Below are 23,603 nucleotides of genomic sequence, written 5' to 3'. Positions count from 1 at the left end.
CGGGTCAGATATCTGTGGGTCCCTTGGGCACCTCGATATCTTGCTTTTCGGGCTGAGAAGGCTCTTGGGGCGGTTTTCTGCGGATAATGATATCGCCATTGGGCAGGATCTCGGGTGGTTCATAAACACTCCAGTCCTTGACCTCAGCCGCCAGTTCAGCAAGTGCCGGGCCCATCTGCTGCAAGAATGACTGCATTGCCGGGCCAAGCTCTTCCGCCAGACCCAGCAAGTTTTCCAATGCCGGTTCCATTTCCTTGCGCAGGCCTTCGAAAAACAGTTCGGCCCCCTGCTCCAACAGGGATTTTTCATTGTCTTCCTGCGCCATCGCAGGCGCGGCAAGGAACATTGAGATCGTACCGATCAGCAAAATGCGTGTCATACCTGACATATAAGGCCCGTGTGGCAGGCTGGAAAGGTCACAGTTCAATATCAAGCGTGACCGGAAAATGATCGGAGGCCGTCAAAAGCGCCTGCCGCAATTCCGGTTCAGCCCAACAGGCGGCATCCTGAAACGGGTGCCAGATACGCCAGGACGGGCGATATGCTTGCAGGTCCGCGGTAATCATTATGTAATCCAGCAAAGCGTCCAGAAATTTACCTTCCTCCGGACGGGCAAAGCGCGCAGTGGCAGGCACCGGCCCGGGCCGAAACCTGTAGGCTGTGACGGCGTTCGGATCGAACAATCCGGCTTGCAGCAATACCTCGACCGACGAGCGGCCAAAGAGGTGCTCAAACTCATCCAGCCCGGGGCCATCGTTCAGATCGCCCAGCAAAATGACGGGCTGATTTTGCGCAACATGCCATTCGACGCGCCGTGCAAGCCAGATCGCTTGCGCCAGCTGCTTGCGGCGATTGGCAATCGAGATCCGGATCGCCTCGTCCCGCGATTCGGCACCGTGCGGTGCCTTGGATTTCAGATGTGCCCCGATCAGGCGGATGTTGTGCCCGGCTTGCGTCGTCACTTCCAGTTCCATCGGCGGTTTGGAGAACCGTACGACATCCTCGGTCGCATCGATATCGAGGTCGATTTTGAACACGCCATCGAACCGGGGGGCTGCCGTATCTGCAATATCTCCCTTGGGGTCATGGCGAACACTCAGCACCGTTCTGTCATAGAGCAATGCCAGTTCCTGATGCGTGTCGTTTGCATAGCCCATCACCGCATCAGACGTGCGCAAGTTGAACGCTTCGGCAAAGGCTTGCAGGGCCCGAACCGTGTTCTGGCGTCTGCCGGTGTTGGGCGCCTCGACGATCACAATCGCATCAGCGTCAATTGCGGTCAGAACCTTGGCAATCGCTTCGACCTGCTGCGCTTTGGTGACGTCGTGCCTGCCAGACCAGCTGTCATCGACGATCAGCCTGTCTTTCTGGTCAAACAGATTGGCGAACCATTCGATATTATAGGTCGCCAGCCGCATCTAATCAGGCCCGCGCACCGTTGATTTCATCCCAGGCACGATTGATGTCGATCATCTTTTTCTCGGCCAACCGGATCGCCTCTTCGGGGACACCCCGGGCCATCATGGCGTCGGGGTGCGTTTCCCGAACCAGCTGCCGCCAGACCTTGCGAATGTCGGGCAGCGGCATGTTATGTGGAACCCCCAGAACCGTGTAAGGATCGTTTGGCGCATCCGGAACAAAGCGCGCCCGCAGCGCTTTGAACTGCGCGTCGGTTTGTCCGAAGATCTGGCTGACATCTTCGAGAAATGCGTTTTCGTTCGGATGATAGAAACCGTCCGCCATCGCAATGTGAAAAAGCCCCTCCATCAAGTCACACAGGGTTGTGCTGTCTTCCGAGAACATGCGTGCGATTTTGCGCGCGTAGTCCTGATATCCCGCCACGTCCGTTCGGGCCATGTTGAAGACTCGGGCTGCACCTTCCTCATCTTCGCGCGCGATCTGAAACACGTCGCGAAAGGCGGTGACCTCATCACGGGTCACCTGACCGTCTGCCTTGGCCATTTTGGCACCCAGTGCGATGACCGCAATCGTAAAGGCCACGGACCGCTCCGGTGGCGAGCGTAGTTTTTCAAAAACTGCGGTCAGGCTTTCGCCTTGGGCAAGCGCGCTCAGCGCATCGGATATGCGGGTCCAGATCGACATGACCGCACCCTAGCGTCACAATTCAGGACTGTCAGGTCCAACGGGTCATTCAGCACCAAGAATTTTCTGCATCAGCACAAGATCCAGACGCTGGCCGAATTTGAACCCGACTTCGGGCATCACCCCAACTTTCGAATAGCCAAGTGCGGCATGAAACGCCTCAGCCCCCGGATTGGCCGAGGATATGCCCGCGACCAGAACATGAACGCCTTGGGCTTGCGCGATTTCCTCCAGCTCTGACATCAACGCACGTCCCACCCCTTTGCCCCACGCATCCGGTGACAGCTGGATCGTATGTTCGCAGGTTTGCGCATAACCGGGCCCGGTGCGGAAAGGGCCATATGTGGCAAAACCGATAACGTGGCTGTCGTGCTCGGCAACCAGATAACCAGGCACGCGTGCCTTGATATCTTCGGCAATCTGGGCGGCGCTGCGCTCGTCCGTCGTGAAAGTGACCAAAGTGTCCCGGATGATCGCATTGGTGATCCGGGCAATGGCTGGTGCATCTGACGCTGTGGCCGGGCGAATGTTCATCCCAGCACCCGAAGCCCATGAGGTGTCTCGATCTCTGCCTGCAAAGCCGCGGGGCCGGTATCGAACACCACATGATCCAGTTCACCCAGTTGACGGGCCAGTGTCAGGGCGTCGGGGTGATAGACAACCAGGCGTCGCAACCGGCACGCGCTGTCCTGCAACATGTTTGCTGGGTGCAGGTCGCCTTTCCATTCGATAAGGGCGGGAAACAGATTGTCGAACGGCAAGCGCCCCGTTGGCGGAACCGCCATGCGCCATTGCAACGCGCCGCGGGTCAGGTCGATGGGCTGTCCGGTACCATCTGGGAAGATCGACAGCGTGGCCTCGATATCCTCGACCCGGCATATCCAGTTCGTCAAACGCGGGCCGCCCTGAAAATTGTCCAGATCGAACCATCGCGGCCTGCCCGGAGGTTGCGCCTGCGGATCGATGGCAATCGCTTCGAGATAGAGCCCATCCCTGAGACCCAGCAGCCTGTTATGTGTCCCGAATTTTTCGTGTTTCCCACCGGGTTGCAGCGCAACGCCAAGCGCCTGTTCGATATGCGCAGACGCTTCTTCAAGCGTTTCGCCCGCGACGGCCAGATGATCGAGTAACATGCGCACCCTCCTGCGAAAAACGACCGGCCCCGAAGGGATCCGGTCGCATGTTTTCGCCATTGGCGCGGGATCACAAGAGCTTTCGTTGAAAGTCTTGCCTTGGGTCAGGGCCGTGCTTGGCGGATCAGGCGCAGAATGTCCTGAGCGGCCTCGGGAATGTTGGTGCCCGGACCAAAGATAGCCTTGACCCCATGGTCATACAGGAACTGGTAATCCTGCTGCGGGATCACCCCGCCACAGATTACGATGATATCGTCGGCCCCTGCTTTCTTCAGCTCTTCCACCAGCTGCGGTGCCAGTGTTTTATGCCCCGCCGCCTGCGAGGAAATGCCGACCACATGCACGTCATTGTCCACCGCGTCCTGCGCGGCCTCGGCGGGCGTCTGGAACAGCGGGCCAACGTCCACATCAAAACCGATATCAGCAAAGGCCGTGGCGATGACCTTGGCACCGCGATCATGCCCGTCCTGCCCCATCTTGACCACCAGCAGACGGGGGCGGCGACCCTCGGCCTCAGCAAAGTCTTCAATGGATTTCTGGATCGCGGCAAAGCCTTCGTCGCCCTCGTAAGCAGCGCCGTAGACACCGGCCAGGGTTTTCACCTCGGCGCGGTGGCGGCCGAATTCTTTCTCCATTGCCATGCTGATCTCTCCTACGGATGCACGGGCGCGGGCGGCTTCGACCGCAGCGGCCAGCAGGTTTCCGCCCTCTTGGGCGGTCTTGGTCAGGGCGTCCAGCGCGGCTTGGCACGCGGCTTCATCACGGGTCGCGCGAATGCGTTCCAGCCGCGCCACCTGCGCCTCGCGAACAGCGACGTTGTCGACATCCAGAATGTCGATCGGGTCTTCCTGTTCCTTGCGGTATTTGTTGACGCCGACGATCACTTCGTCGCCCCGGTCAATCATGGCCTGACGGCGGGCTGCGCTTTCCTCGATGCGCAGCTTGGGCATACCCGAGGCAACGGCCTTGGTCATGCCACCCATCTCCTCGACCTCTTGCATCAGGGCCCAGGCTTTTTCGACCAGTTCATTGGTCAGGCTTTCGACATAGTAAGAACCGGCCAGCGGATCGACCACATCAGTCACACCGGTTTCTTCCTGAAGTACAAGCTGCGTGTTTCGCGCGATGCGGGCCGAGAAATCGGTGGGCAGCGCAATTGCCTCGTCCAGAGCATTTGTATGAAGCGACTGGGTGCCACCCAGAACTGCACTCATCGCTTCATAGGCGGTACGGATGACGTTGTTGTAAGGGTCTTGTTCCTGAAGCGATACACCGGAAGTCTGGCAATGGGTGCGCAGCATCTTTGAACGTTCGGACTTTGCTCCAAACTCGGTCATGACGCGATGCCACAGCGTGCGCGCGGCACGCAATTTGGCGATCTCCATGAAGAAATTCATGCCGATGGCGAAGAAGAACGATAAACGGCCCGCGAACTTGTCCACGTCCATTCCGGCCTCAGTCGCGGCACGGACGTATTCGCGCCCATCGGCCAGCGTATACGCCAGTTCCTGAACAAGGTTCGCCCCGGCCTCTTGCATGTGATAGCCCGAGATCGAGATCGAGTTGAACTTGGGCATCTCATTCGACGTGTATTCGATGATGTCCGAGATGATCTTCATCGACGGTTCAGGCGGGTAGATATAAGTGTTGCGCACCATGAATTCTTTCAGAATGTCGTTCTGAATGGTGCCGGAAAGGACAGACTTGTCGTGACCCTGTTCTTCACCCGCAACAATGAAACTTGCCAGGATCGGAACAACCGCGCCATTCATGGTCATCGAGACCGAGACCTTGTCCAGCGGGATGCCGTCAAACAGGATCTTCATATCCTCGACACTGTCGATCGCAACGCCTGCCTTACCGACATCGCCAACAACGCGTGGGTGATCACTGTCATAGCCGCGATGTGTCGCCAGATCGAAGGCAACCGAAACGCCTTGCTGGCCTGCCGCCAAGTTGCGTCGGTAAAACGCATTCGACTCCTCGGCGGTTGAGAAACCCGCATATTGGCGGATCGTCCAGGGACGGCCCGCATACATCGTGGCCTTGACACCGCGGGTAAACGGGCCAAATCCCGGCAAAGACCCCATATGAGGCAGATCGGCGGTGTCTTCCTGGGTATAAAGCGGTTTGACCGCGATACCTTCCAGCGTTTCCTTGGTCAGGTCGTCCAACGGACGTCCGCGCAGCTCTTTCTCGGCAAGCGCTTTCCAGTCCTTCGTGTCGGTCATTTCGATTTCCTCTCGTCAATACGGATGGCGGTCGCTGAAAGCGTCCGCGCCAAAGTCCTGCACTTGGCCTGTTCATTCAGGTGCAAGCGCGAAAATGTGGTCACCCGGCGCAAATCGCCGGTCGCAATCGCGGGCACAGGGGCTATATTCGAAAGAACAGGAGGCCCCATGACACGCACGCTTGCCTTTGTTTTCTCGGCACTAATCCCTCTGGCTGCCCTAGCGGCAGACGGAACCGCGCCGTCTGATGACAGTTTTGTCCGCCCGGTGGGTGAAAGTGAACTCAGCGAGTTCTTGTGGGTCAAACGCCCCATCGTGGTTTTTGCTGACACGCCTGCCGATCCGCGGTTCCAGCAGCAGATCGATATGCTTGTCGCAGAAGAAGCAGCCATGCGCGACCGCGATGTCATCGTGCTAACAGACACGGACCCGTCTGCCCGGTCCCCGATCCGGACCAAGCTGCGGCCGCGTGGTTTCCAGATGGTGTTCGTCGACAAGGACGGTGTGGTCAAATTGCGCAAACCCAGCCCGTGGAGCGTGCGTGAGATTGGCAGGTCTATCGACAAGACCCCCCTGCGCGAACGCGAGATCCGCGACCGGCGCGAAGGGGGCTGAACGCTTTCGCCACACCCAATGGCCCCGGCGCGATGCGCCGAGAACGTTGGAATGTATATCGAAAGCGCCAACATGGTCACTCGAACTCGATGATTACGTCGTCCACAGCAAGGCTGTCACCGGGGCCTGCATTGACTTTGGCCACCACGCCCCTCTTTTCTGCACGCAGGATGTTTTCCATCTTCATCGCCTCAATCGTGCAAAGCGCCTGACCTTCCTGCACTTCCTGCCCCACTTCGACATCGACCTTCACGACTAGGCCCGGCATTGGGCAGAGCAGCAACTTCGAGGTATCAGGCGGCAGTTTTTCCGGCATCAGTTTGGCCAGTTCCGCCTGCCGTGGGCGGCGCACATGCACTTTCATGTCAGCGCCCCGGTTGCGAACACGGAACCCGCCCGAGACCTTGCCGATTTTCAGAACCAGCGGGCTGCCATCCACGTCCAGAACCGCCAGCTGATCGCCCGGCGTCCAGTCCGAGGCGACACGCAAGGACGGTCCGTCCTCAAACTTGACCGTTGACCCCTCTTTGTCGGCGTTGACCTGCACGGCGAACTCCTGCCCCTGCAATGTCACAACCCAGCGCTTGCCTACTTTGCGTTCGTGATTGTCCATCCGCCCCGACACGCGGGTGCGCCGGATTTCGGCGACGCGGTGCATGGCCGCGCAGGAAGCAGCAATCCGGCGCAGATCAGCTTCGGGCAGCGTGACGCCCTCGAACCCGTCTGGGTATTCTTCAGCAATGAAGGCCGTTGTCATGTCACCGCTGACAAACTTTGGGTGATCCATAACTGCCGACAGGAACGGCAGGTTGTGACCGATGCCTTCCACTTCGAAACTGTCCAGCGCCACGCGCATCGCCTCGATAGCTTTTTCGCGGGACGGCGCCCAGGTGCAGAGTTTGGCGATCATCGGGTCGTAATACATGCTGATCTCGCCGCCTTCGTAGACGCCGGTATCATTGCGCACGGCGGTTTCGCCTTCTGGTGCTTCACCCTGCCATTTGCCGTTGACCAGCAACGGACCAGCCGCGGTTTCCTGCGGCGGGCGATACCGGGTCAGACGACCGATCGACGGCAGGAAGTTGCGATACGGGTCTTCCGCATACAGACGGTTTTCAATCGCCCAGCCGGTCAGGGTCACGTCATCCTGCGTTATCGAAAGCTTTTCACCCGCTGCGACACGGATCATCTGCTCGACCAGATCGACGCCGGTGATCAGTTCCGTAACAGGGTGTTCCACCTGCAGGCGCGTGTTCATTTCGAGGAAGTAGAAGTTCTTGTCTCCGTCCACGATGAACTCGACCGTACCTGCACTTGCGTAGTTCACGGCCTTGGCCAGAGCGACAGCCTGTTCACCCATCGCCTTGCGGGTTTCGGGATCAAGGAAGGGTGACGGCGCCTCTTCCACCACTTTCTGATTCCGGCGCTGGATTGAGCATTCACGCTCGCCCAGGTAAATGCCATTTCCGTGACTGTCGCACAGAACCTGAATTTCGATGTGGCGCGGCTGGGTTACGAATTTTTCGATGAAGATCCGGTCATCTCCGAACGAGTTTGCGGCTTCGTTCTTGGACGACTGAAAGCCTTCGCGCGCCTCTTCATCGCTCCACGCGATGCGCATGCCCTTACCACCGCCACCGGCGCTGGCCTTGATCATGACCGGATAACCGATTTCGTTCGAGATCTTGACCGCCTCGTCCGCGTCCTCGATCAGCCCCATGTAACCCGGAACCGTCGAAACTCCGGCCTCCTGTGCGATCTTCTTCGAAGTGATCTTATCGCCCATGCTTTCGATTGCACCAACAGGGGGACCGACAAAGGCGACACCTTCGGCCTCGAGCGCCTCGGCGAACTTCGAATTTTCCGACAGGAAGCCATAGCCGGGATGAACCGCCTGCGCGCCGCTTTTGCGGATGGCATCCATGACCTTGTCGATCACAATGTAGGACTGGTTCGCCGGGGGCGGACCGATATGCACGGCTTCGTCGGCCATCGACACATGCAACGCGTTCTTGTCCGCGTCCGAATAAATGGCAACGGTGCCGATACCCATCTTGCGGGCGGTCTTGATGACCCGGCAGGCGATCTCGCCCCGATTGGCGATCAGGATCTTATTGAACATGAAACGTCCTTTGGCTTGGTGTTCCGAAAACGCAAAACGCCGCCGCAGGGAACGATCCCCACGACGGCGTGATGCGCGATGATGGCTGAGGCGCCAGGCGCCCCGAAAGATTTGCGTTAGTTACAGGTGTTCTGCGTCTTGCAGTACAGCACGTTGCCCGCTGCGCCGACGGCCGCGCCAAACAGCGGGTCGGCATTGAGGACCGCGGCCCCCACAGCCCCGGCACCGCCGCCGAGGATTGCCTGTTCGCCCGTGGTGTCACCGCACGCGGCCAGACCAGCACAGGTCGCCGCAACAAGGATGAGTTTCGAGAATCGCATTGTGTCTGCCCTTTTAGGTTTCTTGGTTCGTTTAGGGCCAGATGCGCGAAATGCGGCTTGTTATTCAATATCAATGGGGTTGCAGGCAGGTTTTGTGCGGGATTTCGCCACTTTTTGGCTGCGCGGCCCACAAAGAAAAACGCGGACAGGTCTATGTGGGGAACACAAGCCTGCCCGCGCAAGGAAGGGGTACGGAATAGTAGGTGCATGTGCGGCGCAGGCAAAGTAGAGCCGCACGGCCCATTCAGATTGCACGGCACAATCCGTTGGGCAAACACAGTATTGTTTCCCAAGGGCAACTCGGCTGGTTTCTGCCCAAGCCGCAACATGGCGCGCAACTTCGTGCCGACAGCATTCATGGGAATTACCAGCGCGATAGACCCGTTCACCGTCACAGTTTCGTGACGAAAGGGGCCGCTTCCGATGTTTTCTGCGACTGCAACATCACGAATCGCCGCTACTGCACAGGCGAAGGAATTCCCTCGCAGCAGTGCGTTAGATGACAGGTTCAAGACGCCGTGATTCAAGAAGCCGAAAAAGGCACATTTTCTTGAGAAATCAGACGGTTCTATTCTCTTTCTCGTGATTTCCAAAGATTTCTGCTGCGTGAAACGGTCCTTGGGCACACTCGCACTCAAAGGAACACCCACATGACTATGACTAGAAAAAAGGCACTCCTGCTCGCTGCCTCTGCGCTCAGTGTGACTGGCACGTTTGCTTTCGCTCAGGACGCCCGGACCCAGGCTGAACTCGACGCTTTGCGCGCACGGGTCGAGGCGCTGGAAGCCGGCAAAAGCAGCCCCGCCAACGGAGATTTCCGCATCGGCAACACCGTTCTGGACATTTACGGATACGTGAAGGCCGATTTCTTTTATGACTTCGACTACGATCAGGGGGATACAGCGTTCGTGAATGTTATCGGCGAACCCTCGGCCGCGACCGACGGCACCTTCGGGGCAACCGTTCGCCAATCTCGGATCGGACTGCGTACCACCACCCCGAGCGGGATCGGTGACATTGGCGGACAGCTTGAGCTTGACCTGTTCGGTTCCGGTGGCACGGCTGAATTGCGCATACGCCATGCCAACATCACCATTGGCGACCAGTTCCTGATCGGTCAGTATTGGACAAACTTCCAACCATTGGACACCTACCCGACCACCGTCGAATTCAACGGCCCGGTGGGTATCGCATTCGCCCGTGTCCCGCAGTTGAGATACACTGGGCAGCTTGGCAGCAATGCACAGTTTGCGGTCTCGATCGAAGAGAACGTGAGCGGGTCGAATTCCGATGATCCCGTCCTGACGGCCTCGGCGGAGTATAACGACGGCACATATATTGCCCGTGGAGCCGTTTTGTACGGCAAAGCCAATTCCGGCAATGTCGAAGTGGATCAGACGGGCTTTACGTTGTCGGGCGGCATTCGCCCCTGGCAAGGTGGATTGTTCCAGGTCAACTACGTCACTGGTGAGGCGCTTGGGCCATACCTGATCGGTCTCGGCGATGCCATTGTCGGAGGACAGGCCAACGATGTGGATGGCTATACCGTGGAATTCAGGCAGGACCTCAGCCCGAAGTTGAACGTTGGCATTTCCTATGGTCGCGAGAGTTATGATCTGCCGACCTCGACCGGCACCCTGTCCTTCACCGAGCTGGAAACGATCCATGTCAACGCGTTCTACAAGGCGACAGACAGTCTGACGCTCAGCGCCGAGTATATCTATGGCGAGCGGAACGACGCGCCCACCGGCAGAACCTTTGATGGCAGCCGTGTTCAGCTTGCGGCGCAGTTGAACTTCTGAGACCACACACAAATCCTGCCCGGTTTCGGGCAGGATCTTCCCGAAACCGGCAGTGATTGGCTTATGTACGGCTGCGAATGTCACAATCAGTCCATCCCGTCGATGATGTCCGGGAAGGATGCGCGCGCAGCGTCTACGTCGATGACAAGCAAGGCATCATAGCTGGCCGGATCAAAGGGGTCTTCTGCCGGAATGACTTCGCGCCCGAACAGCCAGCTCAAACGCCCGGCATCCAGATTGCCCCGTTCGAACGGCTGGTCACCGAAATGGGTCCAAAGGGCTTCCATGAACGCAATATCAGCGCGCTTGTCCGCAGGTTTACGATCCCGAAACCGCTCCCGCCGCGTTAACGGTGTAACGCCCTTTGGGTTGGCGCGACGAATGGTGAACTGAAAGTCTGTGCCTGAAAGGCGACCGGGAAAACCACGATGCTTCAGCATGAAAGGCCCCCTTGTGTCATACTTGCAGACAAAAGCAATTCGAGCCCGAAAAGGGATGGGGTCATGATGCGCACCTCCAAAGCCGCACAGTTGGTCTGAGATGCTTTGTACTCATGGATTCCTGCGTTCATGGTCAAAGCCCCTCCCAGATACACTGGGACTGCTCCAGCCGGTAGGCCTCAAAAAACTGGGTCGCATCAGGGGCGGCATCACCAAACTCAACCGGGCGATCGGACAAAGAGATCACGACCCGCGCCGGCTGCAATTCATGCTGCGCGACATATGGAACGGCCAGAATCTGGCACAGGTGCTCCATATCCTTCGACGCCACATCATACCCGATCCGCCCCACTGACGCGCCTATTCTGGGCGCGATGAAGCGAAAGCGCAGCCAAAGCTCGCCAGGATTGTTGTCCAGCAGGACATCGCTCAGTTGCACTGGCTGGCCCGACGGCACCGGCAGCAACGTATCGGTGTCCGCAAAAGCTGGATGGCTGAAGGTGAGAGCAATCAGACAAATGGCGCGGCCCCGGACCCACCAGCGGCGAGCTCCTCCTTCCGGGGTCGCGCGCGCAGTACGATTGGTCTGCGCGGTTCTATGTCTGACGGGTCGGATCATTCTACTATTTGCCGGTTTTTGTCAATTCCGCCTCAATTTGAGGGGGTTTCAGCCTCGGAACCGCTGTGAGGGTCAAAGATTGAGCGGGGCGGATCACCCCGCCCCCAGAAGGATCACAGCGGGATATTGTCGTGCTTTTTCCACGGGTTCTTCAGCTGCTTGCCGCGCAAGCTGGCAAATGCCCGGGACACACGTCGGCGGGTCGAATGCGGCATGATCACCTCATCAATGAAGCCGCGCTCGGCTGCCACGAAGGGATTTGCAAATCGGTCTTCGTAATCCTTGGTGTGAGACGCAATCTTGTCCGCATTGTCCAGATCGGCGCGATGAATGATCTCGGTCGCCCCTTTGGCCCCCATGACCGCGATTTCGGCGGTGGGCCAGGCATAGTTGAAATCACCGCGCAAATGCTTGGAGGCCATAACGTCATAAGCACCGCCATAAGCCTTTCGGGTAATCACCGTAACCTTCGGAACGGTCGCCTCACCATAAGCAAAGAGCAACTTGGCCCCATGCTTAATGACACCGCCATATTCCTGGCTTGTTCCCGGAAGGAAGCCAGGAACGTCGACCAGTGTCAGGATCGGGATTTCGAAACAGTCACAGAAGCGTACAAAGCGCGCAGCCTTACGTGACGAGTCGATATCCAGACACCCGGCCAGCACCATCGGCTGATTTGCGACGACGCCAACGGTCTGACCTTCCAACCGGATGAACCCGGTAATGATGTTCTTGGCAAAATCTTCCTGAATTTCATAGAAATCGCCTTCATCCGCTACTTTGGCGATGAGTTCCTTCATGTCGTAGGGGGTGTTCGGATTCTCTGGGATAAGAGTGTCCAGCGAAGCCTCGATCCGGCCGGGTTCGTCAAAGAACGGGCGCACGGGCGGCTTTTCGCGGTTGTTGAGGGGCAGGAAGTCCACCAGGCGCCGCACCTCGGCCAAAGCTTCGACGTCGTTTTCGAACGCGCCATCAGCGACCGAGGATTTCTTGGTATGGGTCGAAGCCCCGCCCAGTTCCTCGGCAGTCACCACTTCGTTAGTTACGGTCTTCACCACATCCGGGCCAGTCACGAACATGTAAGAGGTGTCTTTGACCATGAAGATAAAGTCGGTCATCGCCGGGCTATACACTGCACCACCGGCACAGGGGCCCATGATTACACTGATCTGCGGCACCACGCCCGAAGCCATAATGTTGCGCTGGAACACTTCGGCATAACCTGCCAGCGAAGCCACACCTTCCTGAATGCGCGCGCCGCCCGAATCGTTGATACCAATCACTGGCGCACCGTTCTGCACCGCCATGTCCATAATCTTGCAGATCTTCTGAGCATGGGTTTCTGACAGCGATCCGCCAAAGACGGTAAAATCCTGGCTGAATACATAAACCATGCGCCCGTTGATCGTGCCCCAGCCGGTGACGACACCGTCACCCGCAGGCTTTTGTTTTTCCATCCCGAAATCGGTGCAGCGGTGGCTGACGAACATGTCAAACTCTTCAAAGCTGCCCTCGTCCAGCAGCAGTTCGATCCGTTCACGCGCGGTCAGCTTGCCGCGTGCGTGCTGGGCATCGATCCGTTTCTGCCCACCCCCCAGACGTGCGTTATCACGACGGGCTTCCAATTCGGAAAGAATGTCTTTCATGACGACTATCCCCTTATTAATTTGCCGGGACCCTACCTGCTTGGGCCGCTCATCCAAAGCTATTTTCGGCAAATTTGCAAAATTTCAGCAACAGTAATTTGGATAACTGCAAAACTGCGAATTTTCACGAGTAATTCTGCGAATGACTGGCAATCCGAAAATCCACGGCTATACATGTGAACCATGCAGTTCAGCTCTGACGCGGTCCACCGGACACCACCCACATTGGCGACGCTTGTTTTACTCTCGGGCCTGTCCGCCCTGAGCATGAACCTGTTTCTGCCCAGCCTGCCAAACATGGCCGAGTATTTCGAAACCGATTACAAGGTCATGCAGCTGTCGATTGCGCTTTATCTGCTGATCAATGCCATTCTGCAAATTCTCATAGGTCCAATAGCGGATCAGGCAGGTAGACGACCGGTTTTGCTTTGGGGCCTAGGCCTGTTCCTGATGGCAACCCTGGGATGCATCTTTGCCCCCAATGCTACGGTTTTTCTGGCGTTCAGGATGTGTCAGGCGGTTGTGGTCGTCGGTATGGTTCTCAGCCGCGCTGCGGTGCGGGATATGTACGATCAGGATCAAGCTGCTTCGATGATCGGTTATGTGACGATGGGCATGGCCGTGGTTCCAATGATTGGCCCTGCCATCGGCGGCTTGCTGGAAGTGAGTTTTGGTTGGAAAGCGAATTTCTGGCTGCCCTTTGCCGTAGGTCTGCTGACTTTGGCACTGACCTATTCGGACTTTGGGGAAACATCAGCAAAAAGCGGTAAAACGCTTGTCCAGCAATTCAAGGAATACCCCGAACTTCTAACCTCGCCACGGTTCTGGGGGTACTCACTGGCTTGCGCCTTCTCTTCGGGTTCGTTTTTCGCCTACCTCGGCGGCGCACCGTTCATTGGCACAGAACTGTTCGGCTTGAGCGCGGCACAGGTTGGCATTTATTTTGGCGCACCTGCGGTTGGGTATTTTGTAGGTAACTTTATGAGTGGGCGGTTTTCAGTACGGTTCGGCGTGAACCGCATGGTGCTGTGGGGAAGCCTGTTCAATGCGTTTGGCGTCGCTGTATCGGCATTGCTGTTTTTAGCGGACCGCGGAACCGCACTTAGTTTCTTTGGGTTCATGACATTTGTGGGCGTCGGCAATGGCATGGTCATCCCCAACGCAACCTCGGGCGCGCTATCAGTGCGCCCTCACCTGGCTGCAACCGCCTCGGGCCTGAGTGGCGCCATCATGTTGGGCGGCGGCGCCGGGCTGAGCGCGCTGGCAGGTGCCTTGCTGACGCGTGAAACCGGCGCGATGCCGCTGCTTTGGCTGATGCTGGCAACAGCCGTTCTGGCGATCGTCGCAATTTCAACTGTCGTACGAAGAGAACGGCAATTAGGGCTGTAACCGCTTGCCCCAATGACTTTGCAAAGTTATCCTCGGCAATTGGAAAACTTGCAAAGGCACCCTATGGCCACTCAAAAGCTCTATGCGGGCGCGAAACTGCGCGAAATGCGTACGCGCCTGACTCTGACGCAGCGCGAATTTGCCGCCAAACTGGGAGTTTCACTGCCCTACCTGAACCAGATGGAGAACAACAACCGGCCGATCTCGACCACGGTTGTGCTGGCTCTGGCGCAGGAATTCGGAATGGATGTTACCGAACTCAGCACCGGCGACAGCGAACGTCTTGTTTCAGACATGCGCGAGGCGCTGGCCGATCCTGTTTTTTCGGACATTCAGCCCCCACTGGCAGATCTGCGCCTGACAGCTTCCAACGCCCCGGCTCTGGCGCGGGCGTTTATCGAATTGCATAAAACCTATCGGCAGACACATGAACGCCTTGCCTCGCTGGACGAGGCTTTGGGACGCGAAGATGCGCGCATTCAGGCCAGCCCGTGGGAAGAAGTGCGCGATTTCTTCCACTACTGCGACAACTACATCGACGCCGTGGACAGGGCTGCGGAACTGTTTGCCAACCGCGCCGACGGCCCCGGCGGTATCCGGCAAGCCGCCCTGAGCAGCCTTTCAGAGCGTGGAATTCAGGTGGTTTTTTCAGATACGGGCCCCTTGCGCGCTTATGATGTCGACAGCAAAATTTTGCGCCTGTCCTCCCGTGCTGCGCCGCAGACGCAAGTGTTCCAACTTCTGTTGCAGGTTGCGCTGATCAGTCAGGACCAGTTGCTGGAGGCGACGCTGGATTTCGCCAAATTCCAAAGCGACGAGGCTCGCTCCATCGCCAAGATCGGACTTGCTAACTATTTCGCTGGTGCCTCTCTGATGCCTTATACCGCGTTTTTGACCGCCGCTCAGGAAGAGCGTCACGATCTGGAGCTGCTCAGCAACCGTTTCGGGGCGTCGGTCGAGCAGGTTGCACATCGGCTGTCGACACTACAGCGTCCCGGCGCCAAGGGTATCCCGTTCTTCTTCGTCCGGGTTGATCAGGCCGGTACGATCACCAAGCGGCACTCGGCCACACGCCTGCAATTTGCGCGCTTTGGTGGGGCCTGCCCGCTTTGGAACGTGCATCGGGCCTTTGAAACGCCCGGGCATTTCCTGCGGCAACTGGCGGAAACGCCTGATGGTGTTCGCTATATTTCGCTGGCGCGGGATGTCTCAAAATCTGGGGGCTCGTTTGGCGCTCCGGTCAGACGATACGCCATAGCGCTGGGATGCGAGGTCCGTCATGCCCCGGCTCTTGTTTATGCTGATAACCTCGACATCAACAATGCCAGCGCCTACGAGCCTATCGGTATTTCCTGCCGCATCTGCGAGCGGCAAACCTGCCACCAGCGTTCGGTCCCGCCGCTGGAACGCCGTCTGAGCATCGACACCCATATTCGCGGCACCCTGCCCTATGAAGTGACTTGATCTTAGTCTGATTTATTATCCCACCGGTGTAGCGTCTCTGGTCACGACGGGGGCAGAGCCCCCGTCACTATGTTTAAGCCTTGGACAGGATCGCCCAAATCTCATCCTTCAGCGCCGCGCGCTTTTTGCGCAGGTCAACCTCTGCCAGTTCTTCCATGGGCTCGACATTGGTTTCGGCGCGGTGAACTTCGCGGTTGACCTCATGATATTCATCGGCCAGCCGCGCAAAATGCGCATCCGTTTGCTTGAGCTGGCTCATCAGTTCAACTTTGTCCGGAAACTCTTCGGCCAGTTCATGCGGGGTGTGAGACATCTCTGTTCGCTCCTTCATATGTCGTTGCAAATCAGTGATAGAAGCGTGACCGGGCTTTCGCTTTGACCGGGATCAACTACCCGCAATAATCCCGCGAGTTTCAATACAACACCACGCGCCATCCTGCCGTGCAGAGGGCAAGTTGTTCTGAAACGTGGCTCAGGCTTATCTGGACAAGAACACTGAACTTTTTGCTAATATACCCCCGGCAAGCGCCGAAAATTTACGCATTCAACCGGGGGCAGTTCAGAAGGATTAACGCTGCGCGGTTGCCCAGCCCGGGTGAATCCACGGGCGGTCATTGGCCTTGGGCAACGGGTCTTTGCCCAGCAGGGAATCCGATACTTTCTCGCCCACCATGATCGAGGGCGCGTTGAGATTGCCGTTGGTGATCTGCGGGAAAATCGAACTGTCCGCGACGCGCAGCCCGTCCACACCGATGACGCGACCCTCGGGATCGACCACCGCACCTTTGTCATCCGCACGCCCCATCCGGCAGGTGCCGCAGGGGTGATAGGCGCTTTCGGCATGTTCCGCGATAAAGGCGTTCAGCTCTTCATCCGTTTGCACAGAGGCACCTGGTTGAATTTCCTTACCGGCGTAAGGTTTGAACGCATCCTGCCCAAAGATTTCACGGGTCAGTCGGATACAGGTGCGGAAATCCTCCCAATCCTCTTCGTGGCTCATGTAGTTGAACTTTATCACCGGTGCGTCTTCAGCCCTGTCCGACCGCAGCGTGACTGCACCCCGCGAGGGCGAGCGCATCGGGCCGACATGCGCCTGGAATCCGTGCCCTTCAGCCGCAGCCTGCCCATCATAGCGGACCGCAATTGGCAGGAAGTGATACTGGATGTCAGGGTATTCCACCCCCGGTTTCGACCGGATAAAGGCTGCGCTCTCGAATTGGTTCGACGCCCCCAGCCCCTTTTTTGTAAACAGCCACTGCGCCCCGATCAGGCCCTTGCTGAACAGGTTCCAGTGTTTGTAAAGCGTAATGGGTTGCAGCGAGGCCTGCTGAATATACAGCTCTAGATGGTCCTGAAGGTTCGCACCCACCCCCGGACGATCTGCTACAACGTCGATCCCATGTTCCGCCAGATGCGCGCCCGGGCCGATACCGGACAGCATCAGCAGCTTGGGCGAGTTGATCGAGGACGCAGCCAGAATGACCTCGCGCCGGGCCTTGATGATCTCTTTCTTGCCGCCACGGATCAATTCCACGCCAGTGGCGCGACCGTTTTCCATAACAACCCGAGACGCAAGGCCCCGCACGATATCGCAATTGTCACGCTTGAGCGCGGGCTTCAGATATGCATTCGCCGCTGACCAGCGCCGCCCTTTCCAGACGGTCTGTTCCATCGGGCCAAAGCCTTCCTGCTTTTCGCCGTTATAGTCGCCGGTGACCTCGTATCCCGCCTGCTGACCCGCATCGACAAAGGCCTGAAACAGTGGGTTCGCACGTGGGCCGCGCGATACGTGCAACGGGCCGTTGGTTCCGCGCCAGGCCGGATCGCCGCCATGACCACCGTCATGCCATGTCTCCATGCGTTTGTAATAGGGCAGCACATCCGCATAGGACCAGCCGTCGGCCCCCATCTCGGCCCAAGTGTCGAAATCGCGTGCGTGACCGCGTACATAAACCATGCCGTTGATCGACGATGACCCGCCGATCACCTTGCCGCGCGGGCAGGCCAGACGGCGGTTGTTCAGATGCGGTTCGGGCTCGGACTGATATCCCCAGTCATAGCGCGACATGTTCATCGGATAGCTGAGCGCGGCGGGCATCTGGATAAACGGCCCCAAGTCGGTACCACCGTGCTCGATCACCAGAACCGAGGCCCCACCTTCGCTCAGACGATATGCCATTGCACAGCCTGCGGACCCTGCGCCAACGATGACAAAATCTGCTTCCATATTCACAACTCCCCGCCCGCCGGGAAAAACGCCTCCGGCGGGAGTATTTTCAAAAAGACGAAGAGATTACTCGCCGCGTGGGAACCGGGCGTTTTCCTCGACGATGTTCAGATCCATATGATTGCGCATGTAGCGTTCGGACGCTTTTTGCAGCGGCTGATAATCCCATGGGTAATATCCGCCCTGCCGCAGTGCCTCGTACACGACCCAGCGTCGCGCCTGACTGGCGCGGACATCCGCGTCGAAGCGCTCCAAATCCCAGCGGGCCTCGGACTTTGCCCGCAGGGTTTGCAGCGTGCCCGCATGTTCGGGACTGTCTGCCAGATTGGTCAGCTCATGCGGGTCTGCCTCAAGATCAAACAGTTGATCCGGGTCCAGCGCGCATCGATTGTATTTCCACTTGCCATAGCGCAGCGACACCAGCGGCGCGTAAGATGCCTCGGCCGCGTATTCCATAGCCACAGGCGCGGTTCGCGTGCCACCTTGCGCCAATGGCACCAGGTTTTCGCCGTCCGTCCATGGTGCGATTTCGTCCATGTCAACGCCTGCCAGAGCCCCGAGCGTGGGTGTCACGTCGATGGTGGAAACCGGCGTATCGATCCGCCCCGCAGGCAAATCCGGGGACGATATCATCAAAGGTACGCGCGCCGAGCCTTCGTAGAAGTTCATTTTGAACCAGAGGCCACGTTCACCCAGCATGTCACCGTGATCCGAGACGAACAGGATGATCGCCTCTTGCCGTGTCGTTTCCAGCACTTCGAGGATTTCACCGATCTTGTCATCGAGATATGTGATGTTGGCGAAATAGGCACGGCGGGACTTGCGAATGTCTTCCTCGGTGATGTCGAAGCTGCGCCAGTCATTGGCATCGAAGATCCGCTTGGCATGAGAATCCTGGTTTTCATAGCCGATATCAGCGATTTCGGGCAGCAGGTGCGCGCAATCTTCATAGAGGTCCCAGTATTTGCGACGGGCGACATAGGGATCATGCGGATGGGTGAAGCTGACCGTCACGCACCATGGGCGGTCATCCTTGCCGCGCGCAAGGTCATAGAGTTTGGCCTTTGCGTTATAGGCGACCTCGTCATCATACTCCATCTGGTTGGAAATCTCGGCAACACCCGCGCCGGTCACCGATCCCATGTTGTGATACCACCAGTCGATCCGCTCGCCCGGTTTGCGGTAATCCGGTGTCCAGCCAAAATCGGCCGGGTAGATATCAGTTGTCAGGCGATCCTCAAACCCGTGCATCTGGTCCGGGCCGACAAAGTGCATTTTGCCTGACAGACAGGTGTAATACCCGGCCCTGCGCAAATGGTGTGCGTAAGTTGGGATATCGCTGCGGAACTCAGCCGCGTTGTCGTAGACGCCGGTGCGTGAGGGCAATTGACCGGACATGAAGCTGGCCCGCCCCGGCGCACAAAGCGGCGACGCAGTATAAGCGTTGGCAAAACGGGTCGACCGTTCCGCCAGTTTCTTCAGGTTCGGGGCGTGAAGCCAGTCAGCGGGACCGTCGGGAAAGAGGGTTCCGTTCAGCTGATCCACCATCAGGATCAGAATGTTTGGTTTTGTCATTTTTCAGCCTCGAGCAGAGTATCGAGCACGCGCATTGCGTGGTTCACGGCCAGTTGCGGTTCTTCCGGGGCGCTGAGCGCTGCGCGAATATAGAGCCCATCAATCAAAGCAATCATGTTTTCAGCAGCTTCGACCGGATCCTGCATCCTGGGGCGCAGGGCATGGATCAGATTCGACCTGATGCGCGCCTGATAGATCTGCCACAAACGCAGCGCATCACTGTTTGTCTGTGCCAACACATAAAAGGTCATCCAGGCGGCAGTCACGTCAGGTGTGAAACACGAAGGGGCAAAACAGGCGTGGATAATCGCCTCTGCCCGGTTGCCCGGTTTGGCCGCTTTCAACTGGGCCCTGGCTTCGTCGCTGAAATCGGCGAGGATCTGACGCATTGCGGCCAGAAATATCTGATCCTTTCCGCCAAAATAATGGTGGGCCAATGCGCTGGACATGCCCGCGCGTTTGGCAATCTGGCTGACGGTTACATCCAGGGATTTCTTGACACCCAGTTCAGCAATCGTCGCTCGAACAATCGCGTCCTTGCGGATCGGCTCCATTCCAACTTTTGGCATCGCTTTCCCCATACAGGTGTCATGCGACCAAGCTAGGATGTTTTTATTGACTCGTCAATCAATGTAAGTGCAGAGATGTCACTTCACAGCTTCGGCGCAATACTTGGAGGCGTCAAGTCCCGACGGTTCAACATGAACTCGCGCCATGAGATGAAGCTTACAGCGCCCAGTATCAGGGTTCCGCCAGCCACAACCCAAAGGTCAACGCTTTCGTGGAAGATCGCAGCACCCACAAGCGTGGCCCAGATCAACTGCAGGAATGTGACGGGTTGTGTGACGGCCACAGGCGCGGCCTGCAACGCCAATGTCATGAAATAATGCCCTGCGGTCGCAAAGCTGGCCACCAGAAACAGAACCCCGAGTTCTTGCATACTGGGCCGGGTCCAGACGGCAACCGCAAAGGGGATCAAGGCGATGGTTACCCAGATGGACAGGTGCGCCACGACAACCGAAGGCGGCACGTCGCGGACAAGAAGCTTGGCCAGTAAATAGGACCCGCTTAGCATCAGGGCCGTTCCGAGCATGGCAAGGTGACCTTGTGAGACCTCGCGAAACCCGGGGCGCAGGATGACCAGCACGCCCACCAAGGCGACCAGAATGGCGGCGACCCTGCGAAAAGCCAGCTTCTCGCCCAGAAACAGGGCTGCGCCCAAGGTGACATAAACCGGCGTCATGTAGTTCATGGCAGTGACTTCGGCCAAGGGAATTTGTGTCATAGCGAAGAACCAGAGCATGACAGCAATCGCGTGTACGACACCGCGTAAACCGAACAATGTCAGCAGGCGGGGTGTCAGCCGGGTCGCCATGATCGACCGCAAGGCCGGTAACAGAAACACCAATCCCAGCGCATAACGCAGAAATGCGGCCTGGATCGGGTTCATCGTCGTGCCCAGAGATTTGACCAAAGCGGTCATCACAACAAAGGACAGCCCGGCGGTAAACATCCAGAACATACCGGCAAGCGGGCGCGACGAAACGGCTAACGATGTCATGGCTTAGGTTGAACACCGAAACCCTGTCGGGAACAACCCTTCACATGACAACAAGTTTCAGTGCGATACCCAGCATTACGACCCCGATCACTGCGTCCAGCACCTGCCAGGCGCGCTGGCGCGCAAACACCGGAGACAAAACACCAGCGCCGTATCCAAGTGAAAAGAAGAAGACAAAGCTGGAAGTGACTGCCCCAATGGCAAATCCGACCCGGTTATCATACTGTGCCGAGATAGAGCCGATCAGAACCACTGTGTCCAGATAGACATGCGGGTTCAGCCAGGTGAAGGCGAGAGCGGTAAGCATCGCGGTTTTGAGGCTGGTTCGCGGACCGTTGCCCGCTTCCATCACCGCGCCACCCCGCAGGGCAGACCCGAAGCTGCGCAGCCCATACCACGTCAGAAAAGCGGCCCCGCCATATCGCATTACAAGTTCTAACCAGGGAGCTGAATGGGTCAGGGTCCCTAACCCCGTGACACCTGCAACGATCAAAACCGCGTCGGACATTGAGCAGGTCAGGCACAGAAGGAACACATGTTCACGCCGCAGCCCCTGTCGCAGAATAAAGGCGTTCTGTGCCCCGATGGCGAGAATCAGACTGAAACCCAGCGCGAAACCGGCGATTATGGACGTGGGCATGGGATCTCCTACTACTGCAAGACGTTGACTAAGGCCGTCGGTGCGATCTATCAAATTAAAGATGTTATCCCAAGTTAAGCCTGGCTAATGCTGCTTGATCCTCTTCACCTGTCCGCTTTGTCTGCCATTCTGCGCCATGGCAGCTTTGATGCGGCTGCGGCAGAGCTGGCGGTGACACCCTCGGCGATATCCCAGCGGATCAGGGCGCTTGAGGATCGGATTGGAGCCACCCTGATACATCGGGGCACTCCTTGCACCGGAACGCCCGCCGGGCTGCGCATTGCCCGTTACGCGGAAGATGTCGGACTGCTTGAGGCACAGCTGGTTCGAGAACTGACGCTGGAGCAGGAACCAAGGTCCGCCCACGTCCGCATTGCCGTACCGGCAGACAGTCTGGCCACCTGGTTTGTTGATGCGATGGCGCAGGTGCCTGACATGCTTTTCGATCTGGTGATCGACGATCAGGATCATTCCGCAGACTGGCTGCGGCGGGGCGAGGTGAGCGCCGCCGTCACCGTTGGTGGTCAGACAGTGACCGGGTGCGACGCGATCCCATTGGGCGTGTTGCAGTATCTGCCAACAGCCAGCCCGGATTTCATTAACACCTGGTTTCGGGACGAAGTGACCGAGGCAGAGCTGGGCAAGGCACCCTGCCTGGTTTTCAACCAAAAGGACGGGCTGCAAAGGGCCTGGATTGTTCAACACACTGGCAAACGTCTGTCACCCCCGTCTCATTTCCTGCCTTCTTCACAAGGATTTGTGGACGCGGCGATTGCCGGGCTTGGGTGGGGTATGAACCCTGCGGCTCTGGTGCAGGAGGCTTTGAAACAAGGGCTGTTGCGCCCCATCGTACCTGATGCGCCGTTGGATGTCGCGCTGAGCTGGCAGGTTGGGCGTGTTCTCGCGCCCGCACTCAAACCACTGACCCAGGCTGTCAAAAAAGCTTCAGAACGGATTTTGCTTCCGCCTCAAAGCGACTAAACAAACACGACATTTTCGGAGGAACCGATGTTCTCACGTGACGCTCTTAGCTATGACCCCATTCCCCTGCCGGACCGATACGACATCAGCGATACAGACATGCTGGGCGAGGCGCAGGCATTTTACGAAAAGATGCGTCAGCGTCATACTGTACGGGATTTCAGCCCCCGCCCCGTTGCCCGTGAGGTAATCGAAACCAGCCTGAGCACCGCGGGTACCGCGCCGTCAGGCGCCAATCACCAACCCTGGCATTTTGCAGCCATCTCGGACCCTGCCCTGAAACACCGCATCCGGGAAGAAGCCGAAGAAGAAGAACGCCGATTCTACGCAGGTGGCGCCGGGGATGAATGGATCAAGGCACTGGAGCCCATCGGCACCAACGCGGTCAAAGAACATCTGACAATCGCCCCCTGGCTGATCGTGGTTTTTGCCCAGCGCTGGGGGCAATTCGAGGATGGAACGCGGTACAAGAACTACTACGTCCCGGAAAGTGTGAACATTGCCACCGGCTTTCTGATTGCCGCGCTGCATCACGCGGGCCTCAGCACCCTGACCCACACCCCGAACCCGATGCGGTTTCTGAACGACGCGCTGGACCGGCCTGCGTCGGAAAAACCAACCATGATCATCGCGGTGGGGCATCCGTCAGAAGACGCGACTGTGCCTGCTGTGGCAAAACTCAAGAAACCCCTGGAAGAGATTTCATCCTTCTTCTGAGGCTTTCGCGACGCTCGC

At 58.0% G+C, this 23,603-nt stretch carries 23 protein-coding genes; 6 read left to right on the top strand and 17 right to left on the bottom strand.

Translation table 11 applies throughout. The features are described 5' to 3' along the window. Nucleotides 1-4: 4 nt before the first annotated feature. The 6 genes from ACR0BF_RS07120 to scpA all read right to left on the bottom strand — a co-directional run bounded on the left by ACR0BF_RS07120 (nucleotide 5) and on the right by scpA (nucleotide 5,467). On the bottom strand, nucleotides 5-379 hold the full coding sequence (locus tag ACR0BF_RS07120) for a hypothetical protein (RefSeq protein WP_480604501.1): 375 nt from the start codon (nucleotides 377-379) through the stop codon (nucleotides 5-7). A gap of 37 nt (nucleotides 380-416) precedes the next feature. Then, nucleotides 417-1,418, bottom strand: coding sequence for an endonuclease/exonuclease/phosphatase family protein (locus tag ACR0BF_RS07115; protein WP_480604503.1), 1,002 nt, complete (start codon nucleotides 1,416-1,418; stop codon nucleotides 417-419). Nucleotides 1,419-1,422: 4 nt separating this feature from the next. Continuing rightward, nucleotides 1,423-2,103: a TerB family tellurite resistance protein gene (locus tag ACR0BF_RS07110; protein WP_480604505.1), complete on the bottom strand. Its 681-nt coding sequence runs from the start codon at nucleotides 2,101-2,103 to the stop codon at nucleotides 1,423-1,425. Between the two features lie 45 nt (nucleotides 2,104-2,148). Then, nucleotides 2,149-2,637 (bottom strand): N-acetyltransferase family protein, encoded by a 489-nt coding sequence (locus ACR0BF_RS07105; RefSeq protein ID WP_480624572.1) that lies wholly within the window; start codon nucleotides 2,635-2,637, stop codon nucleotides 2,149-2,151. After that, nucleotides 2,634-3,236, bottom strand: a complete 603-nt coding sequence (locus ACR0BF_RS07100; RefSeq protein ID WP_480624571.1) for a VOC family protein — start codon at nucleotides 3,234-3,236, stop codon at nucleotides 2,634-2,636. Before ACR0BF_RS07100 ends, ACR0BF_RS07105 begins: the two co-directional genes overlap by 4 nt. Nucleotides 3,237-3,340: 104 nt before the next feature. Further along, the gene (scpA, locus tag ACR0BF_RS07095; RefSeq protein ID WP_480554051.1) at nucleotides 3,341-5,467 is read right to left on the bottom strand and encodes a methylmalonyl-CoA mutase; all 2,127 of its coding nucleotides are present in this window, start codon (nucleotides 5,465-5,467) and stop codon (nucleotides 3,341-3,343) included. Nucleotides 5,468-5,635: 168 nt separating this feature from the next. Here scpA and ACR0BF_RS07090 point away from each other — a divergent pair, with 168 nt between their 5' ends. Beyond that, on the top strand, nucleotides 5,636-6,082 hold the full coding sequence (locus ACR0BF_RS07090) for a DUF4174 domain-containing protein (protein WP_480475841.1): 447 nt from the start codon (nucleotides 5,636-5,638) through the stop codon (nucleotides 6,080-6,082). 76 nt (nucleotides 6,083-6,158) lie between these two features. Here the strand turns inward: ACR0BF_RS07090 and ACR0BF_RS07085 are convergent, their stop codons facing one another. Further along, a complete protein-coding gene (locus ACR0BF_RS07085; protein ID WP_480475839.1) occupies nucleotides 6,159-8,204 on the bottom strand; it encodes an ATP-binding protein in 2,046 nt (681 codons plus the stop codon). Between the two features lie 116 nt (nucleotides 8,205-8,320). Then, nucleotides 8,321-8,524: a hypothetical protein gene (locus tag ACR0BF_RS07080; protein WP_480475837.1), complete on the bottom strand. Its 204-nt coding sequence runs from the start codon at nucleotides 8,522-8,524 to the stop codon at nucleotides 8,321-8,323. Between the two features lie 650 nt (nucleotides 8,525-9,174). Between ACR0BF_RS07080 and ACR0BF_RS07075 the strand changes: the two genes are divergently transcribed. Next, nucleotides 9,175-10,326 carry a DcaP family trimeric outer membrane transporter gene (locus ACR0BF_RS07075; RefSeq protein ID WP_480624570.1) on the top strand — a complete coding sequence of 384 codons (1,152 nt, stop codon included), beginning with the start codon at nucleotides 9,175-9,177 and terminating at the stop codon, nucleotides 10,324-10,326. A gap of 86 nt (nucleotides 10,327-10,412) precedes the next feature. On the opposite strand, the gene ACR0BF_RS07070 is transcribed toward ACR0BF_RS07075, so the two are convergent. The 3 genes from ACR0BF_RS07070 to ACR0BF_RS07060 form a co-directional block, all read right to left on the bottom strand. Further along, nucleotides 10,413-10,766, bottom strand: coding sequence for a hypothetical protein (locus tag ACR0BF_RS07070; RefSeq protein ID WP_480475833.1), 354 nt, complete (start codon nucleotides 10,764-10,766; stop codon nucleotides 10,413-10,415). A 133-nt stretch (nucleotides 10,767-10,899) separates the two neighbouring features. Continuing rightward, nucleotides 10,900-11,385 carry a DUF6497 family protein gene (locus tag ACR0BF_RS07065; protein WP_480554048.1) on the bottom strand — a complete coding sequence of 162 codons (486 nt, stop codon included), beginning with the start codon at nucleotides 11,383-11,385 and terminating at the stop codon, nucleotides 10,900-10,902. Between the two features lie 113 nt (nucleotides 11,386-11,498). After that, nucleotides 11,499-13,031 (bottom strand): acyl-CoA carboxylase subunit beta, encoded by a 1,533-nt coding sequence (locus ACR0BF_RS07060; protein ID WP_480624569.1) that lies wholly within the window; start codon nucleotides 13,029-13,031, stop codon nucleotides 11,499-11,501. Nucleotides 13,032-13,214: 183 nt separating this feature from the next. Here ACR0BF_RS07060 and ACR0BF_RS07055 point away from each other — a divergent pair, with 183 nt between their 5' ends. Both ACR0BF_RS07055 and ACR0BF_RS07050 read left to right on the top strand, forming a co-directional pair. Beyond that, nucleotides 13,215-14,420, top strand: a complete 1,206-nt coding sequence (locus ACR0BF_RS07055; protein ID WP_480516214.1) for a multidrug effflux MFS transporter — start codon at nucleotides 13,215-13,217, stop codon at nucleotides 14,418-14,420. Between the two features lie 63 nt (nucleotides 14,421-14,483). Continuing rightward, nucleotides 14,484-15,884, top strand: coding sequence for a helix-turn-helix domain-containing protein (locus tag ACR0BF_RS07050; protein ID WP_480624568.1), 1,401 nt, complete (start codon nucleotides 14,484-14,486; stop codon nucleotides 15,882-15,884). 73 nt (nucleotides 15,885-15,957) lie between these two features. Here ACR0BF_RS07050 and ACR0BF_RS07045 read toward each other — a convergent pair whose 3' ends face one another. The 6 genes from ACR0BF_RS07045 to ACR0BF_RS07020 all read right to left on the bottom strand — a co-directional run bounded on the left by ACR0BF_RS07045 (nucleotide 15,958) and on the right by ACR0BF_RS07020 (nucleotide 21,887). Then, nucleotides 15,958-16,197 (bottom strand): HP1242/YdcH family protein, encoded by a 240-nt coding sequence (locus tag ACR0BF_RS07045; RefSeq protein WP_480475823.1) that lies wholly within the window; start codon nucleotides 16,195-16,197, stop codon nucleotides 15,958-15,960. A gap of 255 nt (nucleotides 16,198-16,452) precedes the next feature. Further along, complete coding sequence (gene betA / locus ACR0BF_RS07040; protein ID WP_480554044.1) at nucleotides 16,453-18,111, bottom strand: choline dehydrogenase; 1,659 nt, start codon at nucleotides 18,109-18,111, stop codon at nucleotides 16,453-16,455. Nucleotides 18,112-18,177: 66 nt separating this feature from the next. Beyond that, on the bottom strand, nucleotides 18,178-19,686 hold the full coding sequence (gene betC, locus ACR0BF_RS07035; RefSeq protein WP_480516210.1) for a choline-sulfatase: 1,509 nt from the start codon (nucleotides 19,684-19,686) through the stop codon (nucleotides 18,178-18,180). Further along, the gene (gene betI, locus ACR0BF_RS07030; protein WP_480604517.1) at nucleotides 19,683-20,255 is read right to left on the bottom strand and encodes a choline-binding transcriptional repressor BetI; all 573 of its coding nucleotides are present in this window, start codon (nucleotides 20,253-20,255) and stop codon (nucleotides 19,683-19,685) included. The genes betC and betI overlap by 4 nt, the downstream gene beginning before the upstream one ends. A gap of 83 nt (nucleotides 20,256-20,338) precedes the next feature. Next, on the bottom strand, nucleotides 20,339-21,247 hold the full coding sequence (locus ACR0BF_RS07025) for a DMT family transporter (protein WP_480516206.1): 909 nt from the start codon (nucleotides 21,245-21,247) through the stop codon (nucleotides 20,339-20,341). A 40-nt stretch (nucleotides 21,248-21,287) separates the two neighbouring features. Then, nucleotides 21,288-21,887 carry a LysE/ArgO family amino acid transporter gene (locus ACR0BF_RS07020; RefSeq protein WP_480624567.1) on the bottom strand — a complete coding sequence of 200 codons (600 nt, stop codon included), beginning with the start codon at nucleotides 21,885-21,887 and terminating at the stop codon, nucleotides 21,288-21,290. Nucleotides 21,888-21,974: 87 nt separating this feature from the next. On the opposite strand from ACR0BF_RS07020, the gene ACR0BF_RS07015 reads away from it, so the two are divergent. After that, a complete protein-coding gene (locus tag ACR0BF_RS07015) occupies nucleotides 21,975-22,868 on the top strand; it encodes a LysR family transcriptional regulator ArgP (RefSeq protein WP_480624566.1) in 894 nt (297 codons plus the stop codon). Nucleotides 22,869-22,895: 27 nt separating this feature from the next. Further along, nucleotides 22,896-23,585, top strand: coding sequence for a nitroreductase family protein (locus ACR0BF_RS07010; protein ID WP_480624565.1), 690 nt, complete (start codon nucleotides 22,896-22,898; stop codon nucleotides 23,583-23,585). Nucleotides 23,586-23,603: the final 18 nt, after the last annotated feature.

The organism is Ruegeria sp. AG7, from assembly GCF_056541545.1.
Note: the sequence above shows the minus strand (reverse complement) of the source record. Positions and strands in the feature narration are given on the sequence as shown.